General features: G+C 37.7%; 17 protein-coding genes. 15 read left to right on the forward strand and 2 right to left on the reverse strand.

What is annotated here, in order from left to right; all coding sequences use genetic code 11:
• Positions 1–61: 61 nt before the first annotated feature.
• The 8 genes from ACFFIX_RS06370 (at position 62) to ACFFIX_RS06405 (ending at position 9071) form a co-directional block, all read left to right on the forward strand.
• Complete coding sequence (locus ACFFIX_RS06370) at positions 62–1675, forward strand: ATP-binding protein (protein WP_378931713.1); 1614 nt, start codon at positions 62–64, stop codon at positions 1673–1675.
• Positions 1672–2364, forward strand: a complete 693-nt coding sequence (locus tag ACFFIX_RS06375; protein WP_378931715.1) for a response regulator — start codon at positions 1672–1674, stop codon at positions 2362–2364. Before ACFFIX_RS06370 ends, ACFFIX_RS06375 begins: the two co-directional genes overlap by 4 nt.
• 242 nt (positions 2365–2606) lie before the next feature.
• Positions 2607–3623: a tripartite tricarboxylate transporter substrate binding protein gene (locus ACFFIX_RS06380; protein ID WP_378931717.1), complete on the forward strand. Its 1017-nt coding sequence runs from the start codon at positions 2607–2609 to the stop codon at positions 3621–3623.
• A gap of 69 nt (positions 3624–3692) precedes the next feature.
• Positions 3693–4145, forward strand: a complete 453-nt coding sequence (locus ACFFIX_RS06385; protein ID WP_378931719.1) for a tripartite tricarboxylate transporter TctB family protein — start codon at positions 3693–3695, stop codon at positions 4143–4145.
• A gap of 15 nt (positions 4146–4160) precedes the next feature.
• Complete coding sequence (locus tag ACFFIX_RS06390) at positions 4161–5687, forward strand: tripartite tricarboxylate transporter permease (RefSeq protein ID WP_378931721.1); 1527 nt, start codon at positions 4161–4163, stop codon at positions 5685–5687.
• A 78-nt stretch (positions 5688–5765) separates the two neighbouring features.
• On the forward strand, positions 5766–6692 hold the full coding sequence (locus ACFFIX_RS06395) for an AEC family transporter (RefSeq protein ID WP_378931723.1): 927 nt from the start codon (positions 5766–5768) through the stop codon (positions 6690–6692).
• An 87-nt stretch (positions 6693–6779) separates the two neighbouring features.
• Positions 6780–8348: an ATP-binding protein gene (locus tag ACFFIX_RS06400; protein ID WP_378931725.1), complete on the forward strand. Its 1569-nt coding sequence runs from the start codon at positions 6780–6782 to the stop codon at positions 8346–8348.
• A 21-nt stretch (positions 8349–8369) separates the two neighbouring features.
• Positions 8370–9071 carry a response regulator gene (locus tag ACFFIX_RS06405; RefSeq protein WP_378931727.1) on the forward strand — a complete coding sequence of 234 codons (702 nt, stop codon included), beginning with the start codon at positions 8370–8372 and terminating at the stop codon, positions 9069–9071.
• Between the two features lie 21 nt (positions 9072–9092).
• Here ACFFIX_RS06405 and ACFFIX_RS06410 read toward each other — a convergent pair whose 3' ends face one another.
• Both ACFFIX_RS06410 and ACFFIX_RS06415 read right to left on the reverse strand, forming a co-directional pair.
• Positions 9093–9866 carry a class I SAM-dependent methyltransferase gene (locus tag ACFFIX_RS06410; RefSeq protein WP_378931729.1) on the reverse strand — a complete coding sequence of 258 codons (774 nt, stop codon included), beginning with the start codon at positions 9864–9866 and terminating at the stop codon, positions 9093–9095.
• A 110-nt stretch (positions 9867–9976) separates the two neighbouring features.
• Complete coding sequence (locus tag ACFFIX_RS06415) at positions 9977–11011, reverse strand: Bug family tripartite tricarboxylate transporter substrate binding protein (RefSeq protein WP_378931731.1); 1035 nt, start codon at positions 11009–11011, stop codon at positions 9977–9979.
• Between the two features lie 571 nt (positions 11012–11582).
• Here ACFFIX_RS06415 and ACFFIX_RS06420 point away from each other — a divergent pair.
• The 7 genes from ACFFIX_RS06420 (at position 11583) to ACFFIX_RS06450 (ending at position 20261) form a co-directional block, all read left to right on the forward strand.
• The gene (locus ACFFIX_RS06420) at positions 11583–12410 is read left to right on the forward strand and encodes a glycerophosphodiester phosphodiesterase (protein ID WP_378931939.1); all 828 of its coding nucleotides are present in this window, start codon (positions 11583–11585) and stop codon (positions 12408–12410) included.
• A gap of 336 nt (positions 12411–12746) precedes the next feature.
• The gene (locus ACFFIX_RS06425) at positions 12747–13472 is read left to right on the forward strand and encodes a TerC family protein (protein ID WP_378931733.1); all 726 of its coding nucleotides are present in this window, start codon (positions 12747–12749) and stop codon (positions 13470–13472) included.
• A 318-nt stretch (positions 13473–13790) separates the two neighbouring features.
• Positions 13791–14654, forward strand: a complete 864-nt coding sequence (locus ACFFIX_RS06430) for a glycerophosphodiester phosphodiesterase (protein ID WP_378931735.1) — start codon at positions 13791–13793, stop codon at positions 14652–14654.
• Between the two features lie 622 nt (positions 14655–15276).
• The gene (locus ACFFIX_RS06435) at positions 15277–16542 is read left to right on the forward strand and encodes an L-lactate MFS transporter (RefSeq protein WP_378931737.1); all 1266 of its coding nucleotides are present in this window, start codon (positions 15277–15279) and stop codon (positions 16540–16542) included.
• A 13-nt stretch (positions 16543–16555) separates the two neighbouring features.
• Positions 16556–19522: a formate dehydrogenase subunit alpha gene (gene fdhF, locus ACFFIX_RS06440; protein WP_378931739.1), complete on the forward strand. Its 2967-nt coding sequence runs from the start codon at positions 16556–16558 to the stop codon at positions 19520–19522.
• Positions 19522–20001 (forward strand): helical membrane plugin domain-containing protein, encoded by a 480-nt coding sequence (locus tag ACFFIX_RS06445; protein ID WP_378931741.1) that lies wholly within the window; start codon positions 19522–19524, stop codon positions 19999–20001. Before fdhF ends, ACFFIX_RS06445 begins: the two co-directional genes overlap by 1 nt.
• A gap of 23 nt (positions 20002–20024) precedes the next feature.
• The gene (locus ACFFIX_RS06450) at positions 20025–20261 is read left to right on the forward strand and encodes a heavy-metal-associated domain-containing protein (RefSeq protein ID WP_378931744.1); all 237 of its coding nucleotides are present in this window, start codon (positions 20025–20027) and stop codon (positions 20259–20261) included.
• The last annotated feature ends 26 nt before the right edge of the window (positions 20262–20287 follow it).

The raw sequence follows: 20287 nt of genomic DNA on the forward strand, positions 1-20287 counted from the left end.
TTCTGTTAAAATAGTATCTATTCATAGAATTAAACACTACTTCAGGTTAAGAGGGAAAACAATGTGGAAATTTAAAAAACTTAGGCTGCAAGACCGAATTGCAATTTTCACAGTGAGTCTGATCTTATTTATCGTTTTATTGAGTAGTCTCTTTTATTACCATACTCTATCAAATACAGTTGAACAGCAGTTAGGGAAAAGAGCATTGCATGTTGCAACAACGGTGTCTTTAATCCCAGAAATTCAGGAGGCTTTTTCAGCTGAGGAACCTTCACTAATCATTCAGCCAATTGTTGAAAAAATGCGGAAGGAAATTGACGCAAAATACATTGTCGTTGGTAATATAGAAGGGATTCGTTATTCTCATCCTGTGCCTGAGAGACTCGGTCAGAAAATGATGGGTGGGGATAATAACAGGGCACTCGAATATGGAGAGTCATATGTTTCAAAAGCAACTGGATCGCTTGGCCCATCTATGCGTGGCAAGGTGCCAATTAAAGCACCTGGTGGAGAAATTATCGGCGTTGTGAGTGTTGGGTTTTCGATTGACGATATTAACCATAGAGTTGCAGAATATACAAAACCCTTGATCTGGATTGCATTGTTTGCCTTTTTGTTAGGCTCTTTTGGCTCTATTTTACTTGCGAAAAATATTAAAAGAATTCTTTTCGGACTTGAACCAGAAGAGATTATCACCTTATATACAGAGAGAAATGCTGTGATTGAATCTGTTCGAGAAGGAATACTCGTCGTAAACAATCAAGGGAAAATAGTGATTGCGAACCAAGCAGCCTACGATATTCTTACGCTGGGTGCAGAGAAAGAAGTGATTGGTAAGCATGTTCTTGAAATCATTCCGACCACGACTATGCTAGAAGTTCTTCAAACAGGTGAAAAACAATTAGATCGACAAATGGTGCTTAGAAACAAACGAATTATCGCAAACCGCTTACCAGTCAAAAACGGTGAACAGGTCATTGGAGTTGTTTCAAGCTTTCGATTAAAATCAGATATCGAACAGTTAACAGAAGAGCTATCACAAGTAAAACGATATACGGACGCCCTTAGAGCGCAAACCCATGAATTTAACAATCTACTTTATACAATATCGGGTTTAATTCAATTAGGTTCCAATGAGGAGGCACTCAGCTTAATTCATGAGGAAACGGTAAATCATCAAGACTTTGTACAGTTTATTATGAAAAAAATAAAAGATCCGTGGCTAGGTGGCATTTTAATAGGTTTTTATAACCGTGCTAAGGAATTAAAAATAGAATTTATTTTTGATCGAGAGAGTAGTTTAGAAGAGTTGCCACAGCATGTTGACCGTAGTTATTTCGTATCCATTTTAGGTAACTTAATTACTAATGCATTTGAATCAACGGAAAAGCAAGTGAGTACTATTAAGTGGGTTCGATTATTTATAACAGACCTAGGAAATGACGTTCTCATTGAAGTAGAAGATTCGGGAGATGGAATAGAAGATGGGTTGCTGGCTGTCATTTTTGAAAGAGGTTTTTCAACAAAAGAGGGGGGGAATCGAGGCTTAGGATTATCGCGTGTAAAAGAATTAGTAACCGAGCTAGAAGGTAGCATTGCCATTGAAAAAGGGGAATCTAATGGTGCATTATTCATCGTGGCCATACCGAAGGAAACAAGGGGTGCTAAACTGTGAGCAAAATAGAGGTAATCATTATTGAGGACGATACGCGAATCGCTGAAATAAACAGTAGATTTACAAAAAAAGTCGAAGGATTTGAAGTACTAGCAATCGCAACTACAGGTGAACAAGCGAAAGAGCTCCTTGAGTTTATTCAACCTCAACTTGTGTTACTCGACGTTTATTTACCAGATATATTGGGGACAGAGCTTGTAAAATATATTCGCCAGCATCATCCGGATATTGATATTATTATGATTACTGCGTCTTCAGAGGTAGACATTGTTAGCCAATCTCTCAGAAATGGGGTTTCCGACTATATTGTAAAGCCCGTTACCTTTGAGCGATTTAAAAGCAGTCTAGAAAACTACCGAACAAAACTAGAAAAATTCAAGATAAACGATACACTTTCAGCAGTTGATATTCAAAGCTTATGGTCCAATGTTAAAGCTGAAGAAAGTGTGAGTGAAGATCCTTCACCAAAGGGTATTGATCCATTAACACTAAATAAAATTGTTAAATACTTAGCGACAATTAATGAATTAGGGATAACAGCAGAAACATTGAGTAAGGAGTCTGGAGTAAGCCGTTCAACAGCAAGACGTTACTTGGAATATCTAATCTCACAAAAAAAAGTCTACGCTGATTTAGTCTATGGAAATGTGGGTCGACCAGAGAGAAGATATTTCCGAACTGATCTGTAAATTTAATGAACAAAATGAATTCTTTAACGTTTATTGAACTTATGACTGAAAGATTCCAAGAGATAAAATATTCTGTTAACTTTAAGACAGCGCTTACGAGGCTGTCTTTTTTTATAGTTCAACTTCCATCAGCGAACTTCTGATGTTTAGTAGAACTTAATCAGGTTCTTAGTGTCAGTTGACCAAAGGGATTACTGACAGTTAGTAACGTGAAAAGAAAATTATCTCAAGGGGGAACCAAAATGAAAAAGCAACTAATGGGTATGTTGATAGGTGTATTGATTTTAGTTTTAGCGGCATGTGGGGGAAACGAAGAAACTGCAGGTGAAAATGAAAGCGCTTCCGATTATCCAGAGAAACCTATTAGTCTAGTAGCTCCTTCAGGTGCTGGTGGAGGATGGGATTTAACAGCTCGTTCGTTGGCGAAAGTTCTTTCTGAAACGAAATTAGTTGATGCTACAATGACCGTTGAAAATAAACCGGGTGGCGGTGGAACCGTTTATATGGCTGAATACGCAACTCAAGAGAAAAACAATCCATATAAACTACTCATAAACTCACCACCAATCTTGATTAACCATGAGAAAAAAGAAGGAAACAGTCCTTATGGATATAAAGACACAACACCTCTTGCACAATTAACTCGTGACTACGGAGCGATTGTCGTAAAAGCGGATTCGCCTTTTAAAGATTTAAAGGCTGCTTTAGACGCGATAAAAGCAGACCCTACAAAAGTAACGGTAGCAGGAGGATCTGCACCTGGTTCGATGGATCATTTAGTAGCGGTTTTACCAGCTTATAAATACGGTGTCGATCCTAAAGCTGTTAAATATGTTTCTTATGACGGTGGCGGTGAAGCAATTGCGGCGTTACTCGGAGGAAATGCTGACTTGATCGCAACAGATGCATCTACAATTGGAGAGTATGTAAAGTCGGGTAAAGTTCGAGTGCTAGCAGTTAGTTCTACTGAACGTTTAGAAGGAGAGTTGGCGGAGGTTCCTACGTTTAAAGAAAGTGGAATTGATGCTGAATTTACAATCTGGCGTGGTGTTTTTGGTCCAAAGGAAATGAAGGAAGATGAGTTAGCTTACTGGGAAAAAACGTTAAAAGAAATGTCTGAAAACGAAGTATGGCAAGAAGAATTGAAAACAAATGGCTGGGAAAGTGATTATAAAAACTCAGAAGATTTTAAGGTGTTTCTTGAAGAGCAAAATAACGTGATAAAAGATTTACTAACTGCACTAGACATGTCGAAGTAATGATTAATTTGTTGTAGGAGAAGTTGTTTATTCTTCTCCTATTCTATTAACGGGGGTGGACTAAAGAGGATGAGCAAGACATTTGACCGCTATTCTAGCATTCTTTATTTACTACTTGGCCTATTTTTTGTTTTAGAAAGCAGAAAAATTTCTGAAAGTGCCTATGGAAGCAATGTAGGACCTAATATTTTCCCATTAATGTTGGGGATAATTTTAATTCTTTTAAGCCTCAGGCTTTTCTATGAAACGTTTAAATACATGGACCATAAGAAAGGGAAAGTGGTATTAGATTACAAGAAATTTAGCATTATCTTGATATCGGCTATTTTATATGCATTTTTCATTGAAACAGTAGGATTTATCTTAACAACCTTTTTCTTTTTAGTCGTAAGCTTTCAAGTGATGGAAAAGGGTGGACTGTGGAAGTCCCTTATCATTTCGGCTAGTTTTTCATTAGGGGTTTACTATTTGTTTGTTGTCGTTTTGGAAGGATCTCTACCAGGATTACCTATTTGGTTTTAACGAGGGGGCGGATATATGGATACATTACAGTTTTTATTACAAGGATTTGCTACAGCACTTCAATGGCATAATATATTGTTCGTCTTTGTTGGTGTAATAATTGGAACAGCAGTAGGCGTTTTGCCAGGGATTGGACCAATGAGTGGTGTTGCTTTACTTATTCCTGTTACCGCAAGTTTAACTTCGGGGCTTGATCCTGAATCAGCTGCAGCTAGCTCAATCATATTACTTGCTGGGGTTTATTACGGTGCTATGTACGGAGGGTCGACAACATCCATTCTACTAAATACTCCTGGTGAATCCTCCTCTGTTGTAACTGCGTTAGATGGCTATCAAATGGCTAAACAGGGAAGAGCTGGTGCAGCCCTTTCGATTGCAGCAATCGGCTCTTTTTTTGCTGGAATTGTCGCCTTAATAGGATTAGCAGTACTAGCAGAACCTTTATCAAATTTGGCCTTATCATTCGGTCCAGCAGAATATTTTTCATTGATGTTACTTGGTCTTTGCGCAGTAAGTGGATTAGCAGGGAAGTCGAGAACAAAAGCATTGATTATGACGGTTGTTGGGCTATTAGTTGCAACCATCGGGATGGACAATGTTTCAGGAGTTGCACGTTTTACGTATGAAATACCTGTCCTGTATTCTGGAATTGAGTTTTTAACTGTCGCTGTTGGTCTTTTTGCTCTAGGTGAAGTATTTAAAACGATACTTGAGAAAGATCAGACAGACGGCACGATTGCAAAAGTAGGAAGAATCCTGCCAACAAAGAAGGACTTAAAAGCCAGCTCAGGTCCGATTGTTAGGGGATCTTTACTAGGGTTTTTCATTGGAGTACTTCCAGGGGCTGGCGCAACATTGGCATCCTTTTTCTCTTATATTATGGAGAAAAAAATAAGTAAAAACCCAAGTAAGTTTGGTAAAGGGGCCATCGAAGGTGTTGCTGCACCTGAATCAGCAAACAATGCAGCATCAGGTGGCGCAATGATTCCATTATTAACGCTTGGAATTCCAGGATCAGGGACAACGGCAATCTTAATGGGTGCGTTAATTATGTACAATGTCCAGCCAGGTCCACTTTTATTTACAGATCATCCTAAGGTAGCCTGGGGTCTAATTGCAAGTATGTTTATCGGCAATCTGATGCTTTTAATTTTAAACTTACCATTAGTAAAAATCTTTGCGAAGATTATTGAAACGCCTCAGAAATACTTACTTCCGATCATTGTGGCTATTTCAATTTTTGGAGTGTACGCCGTGCAATTTACCGTATTTGATTTAATGTTGTTAATTGGTTGTGGTGTTGTCGGTTATTTATTAGTTAAAAACGATTATCCTGTTGCACCACTTGTTCTAGGTCTAGTATTAGGTCCAATGATTGAAAACAATATGAGAAGAGCATTAACAACTTCGAATGGAGACTTTTTAATCTTCTTACAAAACCCAATTTCCCTTATTTTCTTAGTGGCGGCATTACTATGGATGCTTATCCCGATTATTTTAACGATGAGAGGAAAAGATGTCATTATTAATGAAGAAGCTTAAGGAGAGAAGGAGACTGATGACTGCTAGAGTAGCAGTCTTCTTCATTTTCTAGAATAAAACAAGAGGAGTAGCATGCAGATGGAAGTTTTATATCTCATATTATTAAATGTCATTTTTCCTGTGTTCGCGCTCATAGGAGTAGGTGCATTCCTTCATCGGAGATTCTTATTTGATTTGAACACCTTATCAAAATTAAGCACGTTTTTATTACTTCCTGCCGTTAGCTTTGTAAACATTTATCAAAGCAGTATAAGTGGAGATGTACTTTTAACAGTTATTGGCTTTCTGCTCCTGCAAAACCTTTGTTTGATGATTATTTGTTCAGGGACTTCAAAAGCATTCGGATTTGAGCCTGGTATTTCAGCAACCTTTAAAAACAGTGTTGTACTGAAAAACTCTGGTAATTTTGGGTTACCAGTTAGCCAACTTGTTTTTCAAGACAATCCGCTCGGTTTATCCATCCAAGTGATCGTGCTAATTTTTCAAAATCTTCTTACCTATACATACGGACTCATAAATTCTGTTGCGGTGAAAACAAATGGATGGCAAGCGGTTAAGGAGTTTTTAAAGATACCGATTCTTTACGCACTAATTATTGGGCTGTTACTAAACCGCTTTGAAGTTCCCATTCCTTTTTTTATCTGGACACCCATTGAAACAATTTCAAACTCCTTTCTAGCAATCGCACTCATCACACTTGGTGCACAAAGTGCTATTATAAAAATAACGAAATTTTCACTACCACTCACCCTCAGTTTATTCGGTCGTTTAATTCTATCTCCTATTCTAGCATTTACTATTATTACTCTACTTAAATTGGACGGTACAACTGCACAGGCGTTATTAATTGCTAGTTCGTTTCCATCGTCTAGGAATAGTGCTCTTTTTGCATTAGAATATAATAATCATCCAGAGTACGCTGCACAGGCTGTCATCCTTTCGACATTGTTTAGTAGTGTGACGGTGACGGGGGTTGTTTATTTGGCGGGAGTTTTGTATGGATAGGTTGATATAAAAGTATAATTCTTTTAAATAGTAGAATCCGATTAAGTAGAGGTGACAACTATGTACCTTTTTAAAAGAAAGATTAAAATGAAATTGTTAAGTCAGATTGTCCTTCTTATAACAATTATGATCTTTAGTAGTGTATTTTTTGTTAGCGTTTTATTTACAGGTATGGTTGACGATCTAACCGAAAAATCATTAGGAAACCAAGCAATGACTGTTGCCAAACTGATTGCTGAAAATGAAGAGATCATTCATGCATTTGAGGATCAAAACCCTTCAAAAACCATTCAACCTATAGCAGAAATGACAAGAGAATTAGCTGGGGCGGGATATGTCGTTATAGGGAATAGGGATGGTATCAGATATTCACATCACAACCCGATTAACATTGGTAAAACGATGGGTACCAGTAATGAACCTGTTCTTAAGGAAGGTAAGTCTATTATTTATGAGGGAACAGGGATATCTGGAAATGCGATAAAGGCAAAGACACCCATTATTAATAGCAAAGGTGATGTAATTGGTGTTTCTTCTGTTGGCTTTTTAACCAAAGATGTAAAAGAGAGTGTGGCAAAGAATAAAGCGTCAGTCTTGAAGCTCACCTTGGTTATCCTGTTACTAGGCGTTGCGGGTGCTTTTCTTATCGCAAGGCGGGTGAAAAACCTTATATTCAACCTAGAACCTGAAGAAATTTCATTTATGTTTAAGGAAAAAGAAGCCACATTAGAAGCAATACGTGATGCAATTGTGACTGTAGACAGTTATTATCAAATTACTTCGATGAATAAAAGGGCGAGAGAACTGTTAAAGAATCATTACCGAGAGAAAGAGGTCACAATAGAGAACTCTCGTATGAGGAAGATAATAGACGAAGTCATTAGCTTCAAAATGACGCTAGTGAATCAGAATATTATCCTTGGACATCAGCTTTATATTGTGGATTCATCTCCAATCATTGAAGAAGACAAGGTAAAGGGTGTCGTGTTAACGATTCGTCCAATCTCTGAAATTGAACAAATAAATAATGAAGTTTCAAAAATCAAGACAATATCTGAGAATATGCGTGCCCAAAATCATGAGTACCTAAATAAGTTAAACACAATCTATGGATTGTTAAATCTTAAACAATATGACCGAGCGATCGAGATGATCTCCGGGGAAGTAAGAGAACGGCAGGATATTATTAACTTTTTAATGTCCTCTGTAAAAGATCCTCTTATTGCTGCTTGCTTATTAGGAAAAATCAATCGTTCAAAAGAGTTAAGAGTTTCATTAGTAATTGATGAAGAAAGTAATTTAATCGACATTCCTTCGACCGAAATCTCAAAATCACTTGTTACAATATTAGGGAATATTATTGATAATGCAATGGAAGCAGTTAGAGATAGGGATCGAATAAACGGGAAGGTCAAGATTTCTTTTACCGATATTGGTAAAGACCTTATTTTTGAAATAGAGGATTCTGGATACGGTATTGATATCGAGTTGCAACAGATTGTTTTTACAGATGGCTATACGACAAAAAGTGGAGAAAATCATGGCATTGGATTAGCCATTGTTAAAGATTCAATAGATGTTTTAAACGGGCATATATATATGTCAAAAAGTGAACTAGGTGGAGCAAAATTTACAATTGTAATTCCGAAAGTATGAAAGTAGAAAGGAGCTTTAAAGATGACACAATCAATATCAGTCATGCTTATAGAGGATGATGAGGTTGCACTCAAACTATATGAAGAGTTCACGAAAAAGCTTGACGGCTTTCAAGTAGTAGCGTCTACCACTTCAGGTAAACAAGCTTTAGAGATATTGAGAGTGATTACACCAGATCTTATCCTTCTTGATGTATTTTTACCTGATATGAATGGATTAGAGGTATTACGTGAAATTCGTAAGGAGAATCATTCAGTGGATGTGATTCTTATTACTGCTGCTAATGATGTTGAAACAGTGAGTGAAGCAATGAGAGGAGGAGCATTTAGCTATTTAATCAAGCCTATTATCATTGATAAATTATTTGATACTTTAAGACAATATAAGCAATCACAACAAAAGTTAAAAACGATTAAATTTATCGATAAAGGTGAAATCGATCAATTTTTTCGACTCGGAAACAAGTCCACTGAAAAAAGTGTTTTGGTAGAGGGTGAGTCCTTACCAAAAGGAATAGATAAGCATACATTAAAAAAAGTCCGAGCCTTATTGGCTGGAAGAGAAGAAAGCATAAATAATGAAGAATTGGCTCAATTGATTGGTGCTAGTCATTCAACTGTTAGAAGATACATGGAATACTTAGTAGCAACTAATGAGTTCGATGTGGAAGTCATCTATGGAACAGTGGGGAGACCTGAAAGAAGATATCGACCAAAAAGATAAAAAACCACCCAGAGTGGTTTTTTATTTTTCCAATAGAATCATTAACTCGTCAACATGTAAAGACAGTATTTGACCGTCTTCAATTGTAATAGCAAAATAGTTCTTTACTGTATCATTAGCTAGGCAAAGATGATTTTGAACTTCTTGTACTTGTTCCTCAGTTGTTGCAGTCCGGCTGACCCACACAGGGAATGAATACGTTTTCTTTCGATTGGATGACCGTACTTCTATAAAACTTGAAGAACGAAACAATTTTTTCCATTCATTAATCGTGTAGCTTCGGCCGTGGCTTGGATCTCTTAATTTTTCGAGTGTATTAACAAATTGATCCAAACCCTTATCATCTGGTGCTACATTATCGATCAATAAAAACTTTCCACCAGGCTTTAAAACTCTATGAACCTCTTGAACAAACAGTTCAGGATTCGGAAAATGATGTGCTGCAATACGACATACTGCAAGGTCAAACGTGCTATCTAAAAAAGGGAGTGATTCAGCGTCGGCTTGGACATACCATACATTATTACAAGTGGAGTCTAAGTGTTTCTTAGCTGTTGCCAACATTTGATTTGTTAAATCAGTAGCAAAAATCGTACTAACATGTGATGATAATGCCTTTGTAACATGACCGCCACCTGTTGCAATATCTATGGCCATCCAATCTGGATTTGGGTCAAGCCAATCAACCATCAGAGACAGATCATCACCTTTTGCATGTGACTCACTAGCGACATATTTTTCAGCATTTTGTGAAAATTGTCTTTGAACGTCCTTTTTTATTTGATGATCATCCAAGTAAATAACCTCCTATATGTTAAGTATTTTAGGTATAGACTATTTCTTATATTATGATGAATCACATCTACCTATGAAAATTGGGGAAGAAGTGACCTCCCCAATCAGGATTATTTTTCCATGCCTAAAGAGCTAAGAATTTCACCTATAAGGATTTCCTGTTCTTTAAGGAATACTTTAAAATCTTCTCCATTTTTATAGCCATTTTCCCAGCCGTTTGTCTTTAAGGCTTCTTGCCATTCAGGACTTTCTGAAAGTTCTTTTAATTTTTCTTCCCAGTATTTAACGGCATAATCGGGCATATCCTTTGGTCCAAATAATCCACGCCAAATTGTAAACTCCGCGTCAATTCCTTCTTCAGCATAGGTTGGAATATCTTTATAATCCCCTGAAAGTCTAGTAGGTGAAGATACGCCTAAAACTTTAATTTTTCCTGCCTTAAGGTACTCACCAGTACCGGAAATATCTGTTGCGAGTACATCCGCATTTCCGCCTAATATCGCAGTCATTGCCTCACCGCCACCATCATAAGAGACAAATTTAATTTTGCTCGGATCGACACCTGCTTTTACAGCAGGTAACATGGCAACAAGATGATCCTGTGAACCTGGAGCTGAACCACCTGCAAGAGTAATCTCCTCAGGGTTTGCTTTTAAATCATCAAAAAGAGTTTTTAAATCATTATATTTCGAATCAATTGGGACAACAATTGCTCCATAATCCTTAGTTAACTGTGCAAGAGGTGTTAAATCATTGTACGAATAAGGACTATTTCCCTCTTTCTTTAAATTATTAATGATAAGTGGAACAGACGGGAGATAAAGTTGATAGGGATCTTTTGAGTCCTGAGAAACAAATTCTGCTACCCCAACAGCTTGACCCCCACCAGGTTTATTTTCAACGGTTATTGTTTGAGATACTAATTCCTCTCCTAAAAGGACTTTCGTTAGAGCACGAGCTGTTGTATCGAGGCCACTGCCAGCACCAGAAGGAGCCGTTATTTTGATAGGTTTTTCAGGATAAGCTGAATTTGACTCTTTGGTACCGCTTTCATTTTCTGACGTTTGAGTAGAACCACAAGCAGTTAAGCTTAAGGCTAAAACGCTTCCTAAAATAAATGAAGACCAGTTCTTTGCTTTTTTCAATGTAAATCCCCTGTTTTGAATAATTAGACTTCTTAAGATGAATCATAGCTTTATAAAATTAAGGAGGAAAGTTAACGGTTATAAATTGCATAAAATAAATAAGGTTCATAATATTAACTATTTTTTAAAGGATAATAATCCTATCTTTCATTCGTTTTGTTTATCACACTAAATAATATGGATTAAGTATACATTAAATTCAAATCACTTTTACGGGCGATCAGACCTACATCTAAATATAAAATGCATAATTACTACTATTTATAAAATTGGTTATAGGAGTTGTAGCCAGTAATAATAATCGGTGAATTTTCTTAAATTACTTCACAAAACTTAAGCAAGAGAAGGTAGGAAGAATCAATCTAGCGAAGATCTTTGTCGGAAATAGTAGATTTTTTTATTATTTAATTTTGACTTATCAGGTTGTAAAGACAATTAAGAAAATATTCCTAACTTCCTTTACCCATTCCTAACTTAATTGTAATCGTACCTACATATTGTGAACACATATCTTATCTAAAATGAACTTGTATTTAAATTTTGGGTAGGAGATGAAGAAGAGATGATGAAAATGAAAAAGAAAGCATTAGTTGGCGCTGGAATTGCTTTAACATTCCTATTTAGTCCAATTCATCAGACATTTGCTACAGATTCTACAGGTGAGCTAAGAAAGGTTGATAATGTAGCTCATCGCGGTGCATCTGGATATGCACCGGAAAACACGATTGCTGCATTTGATAAAGCCGTAGAAATGAAAGCTGACTACATTGAAATTGACGTTCAAAGAAGTAAAGATGGAGAATTAGTCATCATTCACGATACGACTGTCGACCGAACAACCGACGGTACAGGGAAAGTAAACGACTTAACGTTTGAAGAGCTCGAAAACCTAGATGCAGGAAGTTGGAAGGGAGAGCAATTTAGCGGAGAAAAAATCCCAACGTTTGAAGAGGTATTAAATAGATATCATGGAAAAGTTGGTATTTTGATTGAATTAAAGGCACCAGAGCTTTATCCGGGGATAGAAGAAAGTGTAGCCCAGGAATTAAAAGAAAAACATCTTGAGAAGCCACAAAATGAAAAAATCATTATTCAATCATTTAACTTTGAATCTATGAAAAAAATGAATGATCTGCTCCCTAAAACTCCAATTGGAGTTCTAACATCTTCTAGAGCACACACAACTAAGCAAGCCTTACAAGACTTTTCTGCTTATGCGGATTACTTTAACCCGAACTATGGTATTGTAACCAAAGAATTAGTCAATCAAGTACATTCACTTGATATGAAAATTGGATCATGGACTGTGCGAAGTCAAGAGTCTGCTGACTTTCTGCTAGAAATGGGAGTTGACGCTATTATAACGGATTATCCAGATTATGTAGATCCTAGAAACTAACGGGTCCACTTGAACGAATCATTAAATGCTCATATATTAGATAAAAAGTAAAGTTTAGGAATTTTATAGGTAGACAGAAAACCTGATCCGGGGTACAATTAAGCCATAACATCGTTCGTACCAAAAACTTAATTTAAAATCTTCCACTGTGAAGGGGAGTAGCGTCAGGTTTATCCTGAAACAAAGTCGTCATTACATGGGTTTCTACCCATCGGCTTTGTTGGCATGTACTGTGCTTAGCGAGACCTTTGCCATTTATGGCAAAGGTCTCGCTTTTTTTTGTTTTTGGTCAACGGTTTTCGATTCTTTAAGAGTAGTAGAAAGGGAGGAACTTTAATGGAAACGGAATTTTTAACAGCACTTTTAACTATCATTGTTATTGACTTAGTGCTAGCAGGTGATAATGCAATCCTAATCGGGCTTGCGGCAAGGAACTTACCAGCACATCAGCAGAAGAAAGTCATCTTTTGGGGTGCTATAGGAGCCATTGCAATTCGAATGGTAGCTACCTTCGCAGTTGTTTGGTTACTAAACATCCCAGGTCTACATTTAGTTGGAGGTCTTTTATTAGTAATTATTGCGTACAAATTGCTTGTCGATGAAAATGATCATGGAAATGTTAAAGCTGGAGATAACTTTTGGGCTGCTATTCGAACCGTTATTATAGCCGATGCATTAATGGGTCTAGATAATGTTTTAGCAGTTGCCGGAGCTTCTCATGGGAACTTTACACTAGTCATGCTAGGTCTGTTAATTTCTATACCAATTGTGATGTGGGGTAGTACATTAATATTAAAATGGATCGAGCGTTTCCCTGTAATTGTTACAATAGGTGCTGCTATCTTAGCTTGGACTGCTTCGAAGATGATAGTAGGAGAGCCATTCTTAGAAGCCTATTTTGCCAACGGCTTTGTCAAATATGGATTTGAGATATTAGTCGTTGCAGGTGTTTTATTAATTGCGAAAAATAAGCAAGCTAAAGTTGCTAAATTAAAGGCAGAGCAAGAAGCACTAGACGAAAATGACGACGAAGATGTGTTACTAAAGGTTCATTCTAGTTAATCAAAATTTTAACCTTAAGTTGTTGCGATTGCCGATAAAGATTTTGGTGCAATTAGTTGCAAAGAATATAACATACCCTAACAAAGCCTACTAAACTATAATCATCCTCCTGTATAATGGGGATGATTTTTTTTATCTTATTGAGAAAATGGTAAGTATTTTTATATGCGTGCTGACTAGTAAATGATTTTCATCTGACTTTTAACTGTAACACTTTTACTTTCTTGTAATCTAGTAGTTCCCAACCTTAACCTTTGTGTAAAAGGAAATTAATAATCTACTGCTATCTTTAAAGAGTGGTTAATTAAGAGATGGGAGATGAGTAGATTGAATAAAAAATGGATGTCAGCACTTGGTGCTCTTGTAATTGGAATAGGTTTTGCTGCAGGCGGGGGAACAGCAATGGCAAAGGAAAAACATAAGGAAATCCTAAATGTTTCACATCGCGGTGCTTCTGGTTATGCTCCAGAACATACAATTTCATCCTACCAAATGGGCAAGAAAATGCACGGTGACTATATTGAAATAGATTTGCAGATGACAAAGGACGGCACGTTAATTGCTATGCACGATGAGGCCTTAGATCGGACGACAAACGGGACAGGCCTTGTTAAAGACTTTACACTCGATCAAATCAAGCAGCTGGATGCAGGTAACTGGTTTAATGAAAAATACCCACAATACGCTAATCCTGACTATCTAGGATTAAAAGTGCCTACTCTCGAAGAGGTTTTTCAAAAATTCGGCAAGAACGCAAGCTATTATATCGAAACTAAATCACCAGAGGTTTATCCTGGTATGGAAAAAGAACTTTTGCGTCTAGTAAATGAGTACGATATTAACAAAAAGTCGCTACTTGTTCAATCTTTTAGTCCGCTTAGCTTGTTAACAATGAACGAACTCGATCCATCGGTTAAGCTTGTTCAATTGCTTTCCTATAAAGCCAATGCTGCAATTACCGATGTCGAAATTTCAGCCATTAAAGAATATGCCATTGGAGTTGGGCCAAACCATACATATTTAAACCAGGAATATGTGCAAAAGGTGGTCAACAGTGGGCTTGAAATACACCCATATACTGTAAATGACAAGGAAACGATGAACAAATTGATTGACTGGGGAGTAACAGGGATGTTTACTAATTTTCCAGACAGGCTACATGAGGTAAAGAAAGGAAAGTAGACATCAATATAGGTATCTGAAATTTGCAAACGGAGAATCAATACGATATCTCAGAATATCTGCGATGGAAACGGATCCATTAAATTCAAGATTATAAAGAAAGGCATTGAACGAAAAGTGTTCAATGTCTTTTAAGTTTTTCCTCTTCACGAAACTTCCTCGTTTTTATCGTCCTTTATCTAAATACCAGAATTTATATAATTCTAGGATTCAGTTTGCGTTTCTGAATCCAGCCCCGACGCACAGGACGTGCTAGTGCAGTCATGGCGATTGACGTCGCGTTTTTGACTGCCAGCGCCTAGCCCATCGAGGTCATAAGTCAATTCTAAATTGAAGGCAAAGAACGCCTTCTATAACCTAGAATCGTCTTATGCTATGCCTAAGGCTGAACAAGGCGCTTGCGTTTTTTTTATATAGTAAGTAAGAGTTAATGTTGATGATCAATACTCTTCATACCATATACCTTCCATTGAAAAGTATAAATGCGGCTCCTCGCCTATGAGGATACCATCTGACCATTTTTAAAGATAGTAAGTTAGAAAGAGAGAGTTACTGTATAAACCTCTTACTAAAAGGAGATATATAAGAGAACTAAAACAAATAATGGAAGTGAGGGGGAGTTATGAAAGAAAAGAATCGTTGGTTAATCGCGTTAAGTGCAATTGCCATTCATTTATCAATTGGTTCAATTTATGCTTATAGCGTATTTAAAAAACCATTTTCAGATACGTATGGCTGGGGAAGTACTGAGGTAGCCTTTTCTTTTACAATTGCGATCTTTTTCTTAGGGTTATCAACTGCGATATTTGGAAAGTTTGTAGAAAAGCGAGGTCCTAGGATTTCAGCTTTTGTTGCAGCCATTTTCTTTAGCGTTGGAATGATTGGAGCTGGAGTTGCTCTAAACTTTGGGTCTTTATATGGATTTTATCTAACCTATGGAGCAATCGGTGGAATTGGCTTGGGAATTGGTTACATTGCCCCAGTATCCACACTTGTTAAATGGTTTCCTGATCGTCGAGGACTTGCGACAGGGATGGCTGTTTTTGGGTTTGGAGCCGGTGCTCTTATTGCTGGGCCACTTGCGGCAAAACTAATGAACATAGTTGGAATACCAACTACCTTTTTTATATTAGGAGCAAGCTATCTTGTTCTTATGTCGTTAGGTGCGTCTTATATTGTTAGACCTCAAGAGGGATGGAAGCCAGCATCTATAAAGGAAAATCAAGTTGTTGGAAAAGAATCGGTAAAACAAGATCTTTCACAATTGACTGCAAATGAAGCGGTTAAAACAGGACGTTTTTGGATGCTGTGGTGGATGATGTTAGTAAATATCTCTGCTGGAATTATGCTGATATCCGTTGCCTCTCCTATGGCACAGGAAAAGGTAGGAATGACAACAATCGCAGCTGCTTCAATGGTCGGTCTAATGGGGCTATTCAATGGAGGGGGAAGGATTGGATGGGCTACACTTTCCGATTATTTGGGTCGGTCTACTGTTTATCTGGTCTTTTTTGCAACCCAGCTTCTTTTCTTCTTATTGCTTCCTTATATTACAAATGTATTTATATTTCAGTTTATTATTTTTGCAATCTTAACAATGTATGGTGGTGGATTTGCCTTACTTCCAGCTTTTATTGGCGATTTATTTGGAACAAAACAACTAGGAGCAATCCATGGGTATTTACTTACTGCCTGGTCAACAGCAGGTATTGTTGGTCCGATGGTTGTTGCTTATATTCGGGAAACAACACAAAGCTATAATACGACGTTCTATATTTTTGCAGCCCTACTTGCATCTGCATTAATTGTTTCCTACATCATGCGAACTGGTATAAAGAGGCAGCGGGCAGAAGGGAATAACAAACTTACACCAGCAACTTCAAGTTAGGAGGTTATCTTTGTTGAACCAACAATCTTTTGCAATACATATTAATGGACAAGTGGTAGAGGCTCATCCTGGTGCGTCTGTATTTGAAGTCGCAAAAGAACATAGTGATCTTTATATCCCGGGAATTTGCTCGTATCAGCCACAGGTAGGAATTGGGGTTATCCAAACATGTGATACATGTATGGTTGAGATTAATGGTGACCTAAAAAGAGCTTGTGCGACAAAAGCTGAACCGGGAATGAAAATTGAAACATTGTCTGATAAAACCAAAGCAGCACAGTTAGAGGCGATGTCACGAATTTTAAAAAATCATGAGCTTTACTGTACTGTTTGTGACAATAATAACGGAAACTGTGAAGTGCATAATACTGCAGAACATTTAGGCATTGAACATCAGAAATACCGCTTTGAGGCAAAACCATATCCACCTGACAATTCACATCCGATGTACCGCTATGAACCTGATCAATGTATTTTATGCGGGTTGTGTGTGGAAGCATGTCAAGATGTGCAAGTAAGTGAAGTGTTAAGTATTGATTGGGAACGGGAAAAACCTAGAGTTATTTGGGATCAAGATGTACCGATTAATGAGTCGTCATGCGTATCGTGTGGACATTGTGTAACAGTTTGTCCTTGTAACGCATTGATGGAAAAATCAATGCTCGGAAAAGCGGGATATATGACAGGAATACCTAAGGATGTTCTTGAGCCAATGATTGATATAACCAAGGAAGTTGAGCCAGGTTATAATGGAATTTTTGCAATTTCTAACATAGAAGCAACAATGAGAGAAGCTAGAATTAAGAAAACGAAAACTGTTTGTACATATTGTGGAGTTGGATGTAGCTTTGAAATTTGGACAAAAGGTAGAGAGATTTTAAAGGTACAGCCCAGGGAACACGCTCCTGCCAATGGAATCTCTACTTGTGTGAAGGGCAAATGGGGCTGGGACTTTGTTAACAGTGAGGATAGATTAAAGAAACCGCTTATTCGTCAAGGTGACATGTTTGTTGAATCGACATGGGAAGAAGCAATTAATCTAATTGCCTCGAAGCTGACGAATACAATGGAAGAACATGGCCCTAATTCACTCGGCTTTATTGCTTCATCCAAATGTACCAATGAAGAGAACTATCTGTTTCAAAAACTAGCACGATCTATTTTTAAAACAAATAACATTGACAACTGTTCTCGCTACTGCCAATCACCCGCTACTGCTGGACTGCTGAGAACAGTTGGCTATGGTGGTGATTCGGGTACGATTAAGGATATTGCGAGTTCAGACTTAGTCTTTGTCGTAGGAGCTAACCCAGCTGAATCTCACCCGGTTTTAGCGACAAGAATTAAGCGTGCTCATAAACTACATGGTCAAAAGCTAGTTATCGCTGATATTCGCGAGCATGAGCTTGCAGAAATGGCTGATTTTAAGATCCATCCAAATCCGGGCTCAGATTTAGTGTGGTTGTCAGCAATAACGAAATACATTATCGATCAAGGCTGGGAAGCGAAAGAATTTTTAGAAAATCGTGTGAAAGGATACGAGGATTACGTCTCATCTTTAGAGCCATACACAATTGAATATGCAGAAGAAAAAACGGGAATTAGTAAAAAACAGCTTATTGAATTAGCAACAATGATCCATGAAGCTAAAAGTGTATGTATCCTCTGGGCAATGGGTGTTACCCAGCATCTAGGTGGTTCTGATACAAGCACAGCGATTTCTAATCTCCTTTTAGTAACAGGTAACTATGGTAAGCCTGGTACTGGCGCCTATCCATTGCGCGGACACAACAATGTGCAAGGGGCATGTGACTTTGGAACAATGCCTGCATGGCTTCCTGGTTATGAGCCAATTGAAAATGAAAAAGTACGCTCTCGCTATGAAAAAGCTTGGGGAACTGAGCTTCCGAAAAAGCCAGGTTTAAATAACCACCAAATTGTCGAAGCAATCCATGATGGAAAAGTCAAAGCGATGTATCTCTTTGGTGAAGAAATGGGTCTTGTCGATTCGAATATTAACCATGTTGAAGCGGCATTTGAAAAATTAGACTTCTTCGTCGTTCAAGATATCTTTTTATCGAAAACAGCTCGGTATGCTGATGTAGTTTTACCAGCTTCACCAAGCCTTGAAAAAGAAGGTACGTTCACGAATACGGAAAGACGTATTCAACGGTTGTATCAAGTCTTAGAACCACTAGGTGAAAGCAAGCCAGACTGGGTTATTTTTCAAGAAATCGCAAATGCTCTTGGAGCGAATTGGAAGTACGAACACCCTGGGGATATTATGAAGGAAGCAGCAAGTCTTGCCCCGCTTTTTGCAGGTGTAAGCTATGAGCGACTTGATGGTTGGAAAAGCCAAATCTGGCCAGTTCAGGCGGATGGAACAGATTCACCGCTTTTATATGAAAAAGAATTTGCGTTTCCGGATGGAAAAGCTCGTTTGTTCCAGGTTGAGTGGACTCCACCTCTTGAAGTAGGTGATGAGTATGATTTGCATCTAAATAACGGACGGATATTGGAACACTTTCATGAGGGAAATATGACCTACCGAGTTGAAAGTATTAAGAAAAAGGTGCCTAACCCTTGGTTAGAGGTTTCACCAGAACTAGCGAAGGAAAGAGGAATAAAGACCGGAGCTCTTGTCAAGCTTACCTCCCCATATGGTGAAGCTAAAGTTAGAGTTTGGGTGACCGGTCATGTTAAAGGCAATCAGCTTTACTTTCCAATGCACTCGCAAGAAGATGAATCAGCGGTTAACAAGTTAACAAGTAGCTATTACGATAAACATACTCATACACCAAACTACAAGGAAATGCATGTAAAAATGGAAATAATTAAATCTGAAGGTGAATCACCACTTCCAAAGGAAAATTACCGCTTCGGAAACAGACAACCACATATTGGGGTTGAAGTGGAAAAGAAATGGAACCGTCGAGATTTTACTCCAGTTGATGAAGTCGTTGAAAGGGAGGGATATTGATGGCTAAAGCAATTAGACACATCGAAAAGAAAACAATGAGCCCAGAAGAAGAACAGACTGAGTCTTTGTCAGAAATCCTTTCATTGATTGCAAAAAACAAAGAAACAATTAAAAACACATTGGATATTATGAATGAACTTCAAAACGCGGGAGTTCTGGATATCATGAACGGCTTATTAAAAACAAGGGAGAAAGTTGGTGTGATTGCCGTTCAACAAATGAACCAACTTACTATGCATAATACGATAAAAAATGGGATTCAAACGGCTCAACTCCTTGGAGAATTAGATCCAGTAAAACTAAATACATTACTTAAAGCGGCCAATCGCGGATTAGAGCAGGCATCTGAATCAACCGAAAGGGTAAGTAAGTGGGGCCTACTTAAATCGATGAACGATCCGAGTGTTCTTTCCTCGCTATCGGTTATGGTGGGTTTCTTACAAGGAATGGGTAAAGAATTAAATGAACAAAAACATTGATACGGTTTAGGGGGTGCTTCTAAGTGGAGACGAAGAAAACTTTACTACTGAAAAAAATGAACACTGAAGAAGATGCAAAACGAATAAGCGAAATTCTACATGACGTTTGGGGAATTCGAAACGTTGAAATTCAATTAGACACAGGTAAAGCTACCGTTTCCTATGACGAAGATGCTGCCTCCATTCAAGACTTTCAGCAAGCTATTACAGACAGTGGGCACTATGAAGTAATTAATGAAGAAGGGCCTATTAAGCAATAGACAATAATGAGGTGATAATATGGTAC

The sequence above is a fragment of the Metabacillus herbersteinensis genome, assembly GCF_042433335.1.
Taxonomy (GTDB): Bacteria; Bacillota; Bacilli; order Bacillales; family Bacillaceae; genus Metabacillus; species Metabacillus herbersteinensis.

Coding starts and splice junctions, on each gene's coding strand:
- ACFFIX_RS06370 (WP_378931713.1), top strand. CDS start 62: ATGTGGAAATTTAAAAAACTTAGGCTGCAAGACCGAATTGCAATTTTC.
- ACFFIX_RS06380 (WP_378931717.1), top strand. CDS start 2,607: ATGAAAAAGCAACTAATGGGTATGTTGATAGGTGTATTGATTTTAGTT.
- ACFFIX_RS06385 (WP_378931719.1), top strand. CDS start 3,693: ATGAGCAAGACATTTGACCGCTATTCTAGCATTCTTTATTTACTACTT.
- ACFFIX_RS06390 (WP_378931721.1), top strand. CDS start 4,161: ATGGATACATTACAGTTTTTATTACAAGGATTTGCTACAGCACTTCAA.
- ACFFIX_RS06395 (WP_378931723.1), top strand. CDS start 5,766: ATGGAAGTTTTATATCTCATATTATTAAATGTCATTTTTCCTGTGTTC.
- ACFFIX_RS06400 (WP_378931725.1), top strand. CDS start 6,780: ATGAAATTGTTAAGTCAGATTGTCCTTCTTATAACAATTATGATCTTT.
- ACFFIX_RS06405 (WP_378931727.1), top strand. CDS start 8,370: ATGACACAATCAATATCAGTCATGCTTATAGAGGATGATGAGGTTGCA.
- ACFFIX_RS06420 (WP_378931939.1), top strand. CDS start 11,583: ATGAAAAAGAAAGCATTAGTTGGCGCTGGAATTGCTTTAACATTCCTA.
- ACFFIX_RS06425 (WP_378931733.1), top strand. CDS start 12,747: ATGGAAACGGAATTTTTAACAGCACTTTTAACTATCATTGTTATTGAC.
- ACFFIX_RS06430 (WP_378931735.1), top strand. CDS start 13,791: ATGAGTAGATTGAATAAAAAATGGATGTCAGCACTTGGTGCTCTTGTA.
- ACFFIX_RS06435 (WP_378931737.1), top strand. CDS start 15,277: ATGAAAGAAAAGAATCGTTGGTTAATCGCGTTAAGTGCAATTGCCATT.
- ACFFIX_RS06445 (WP_378931741.1), top strand. CDS start 19,522: ATGGCTAAAGCAATTAGACACATCGAAAAGAAAACAATGAGCCCAGAA.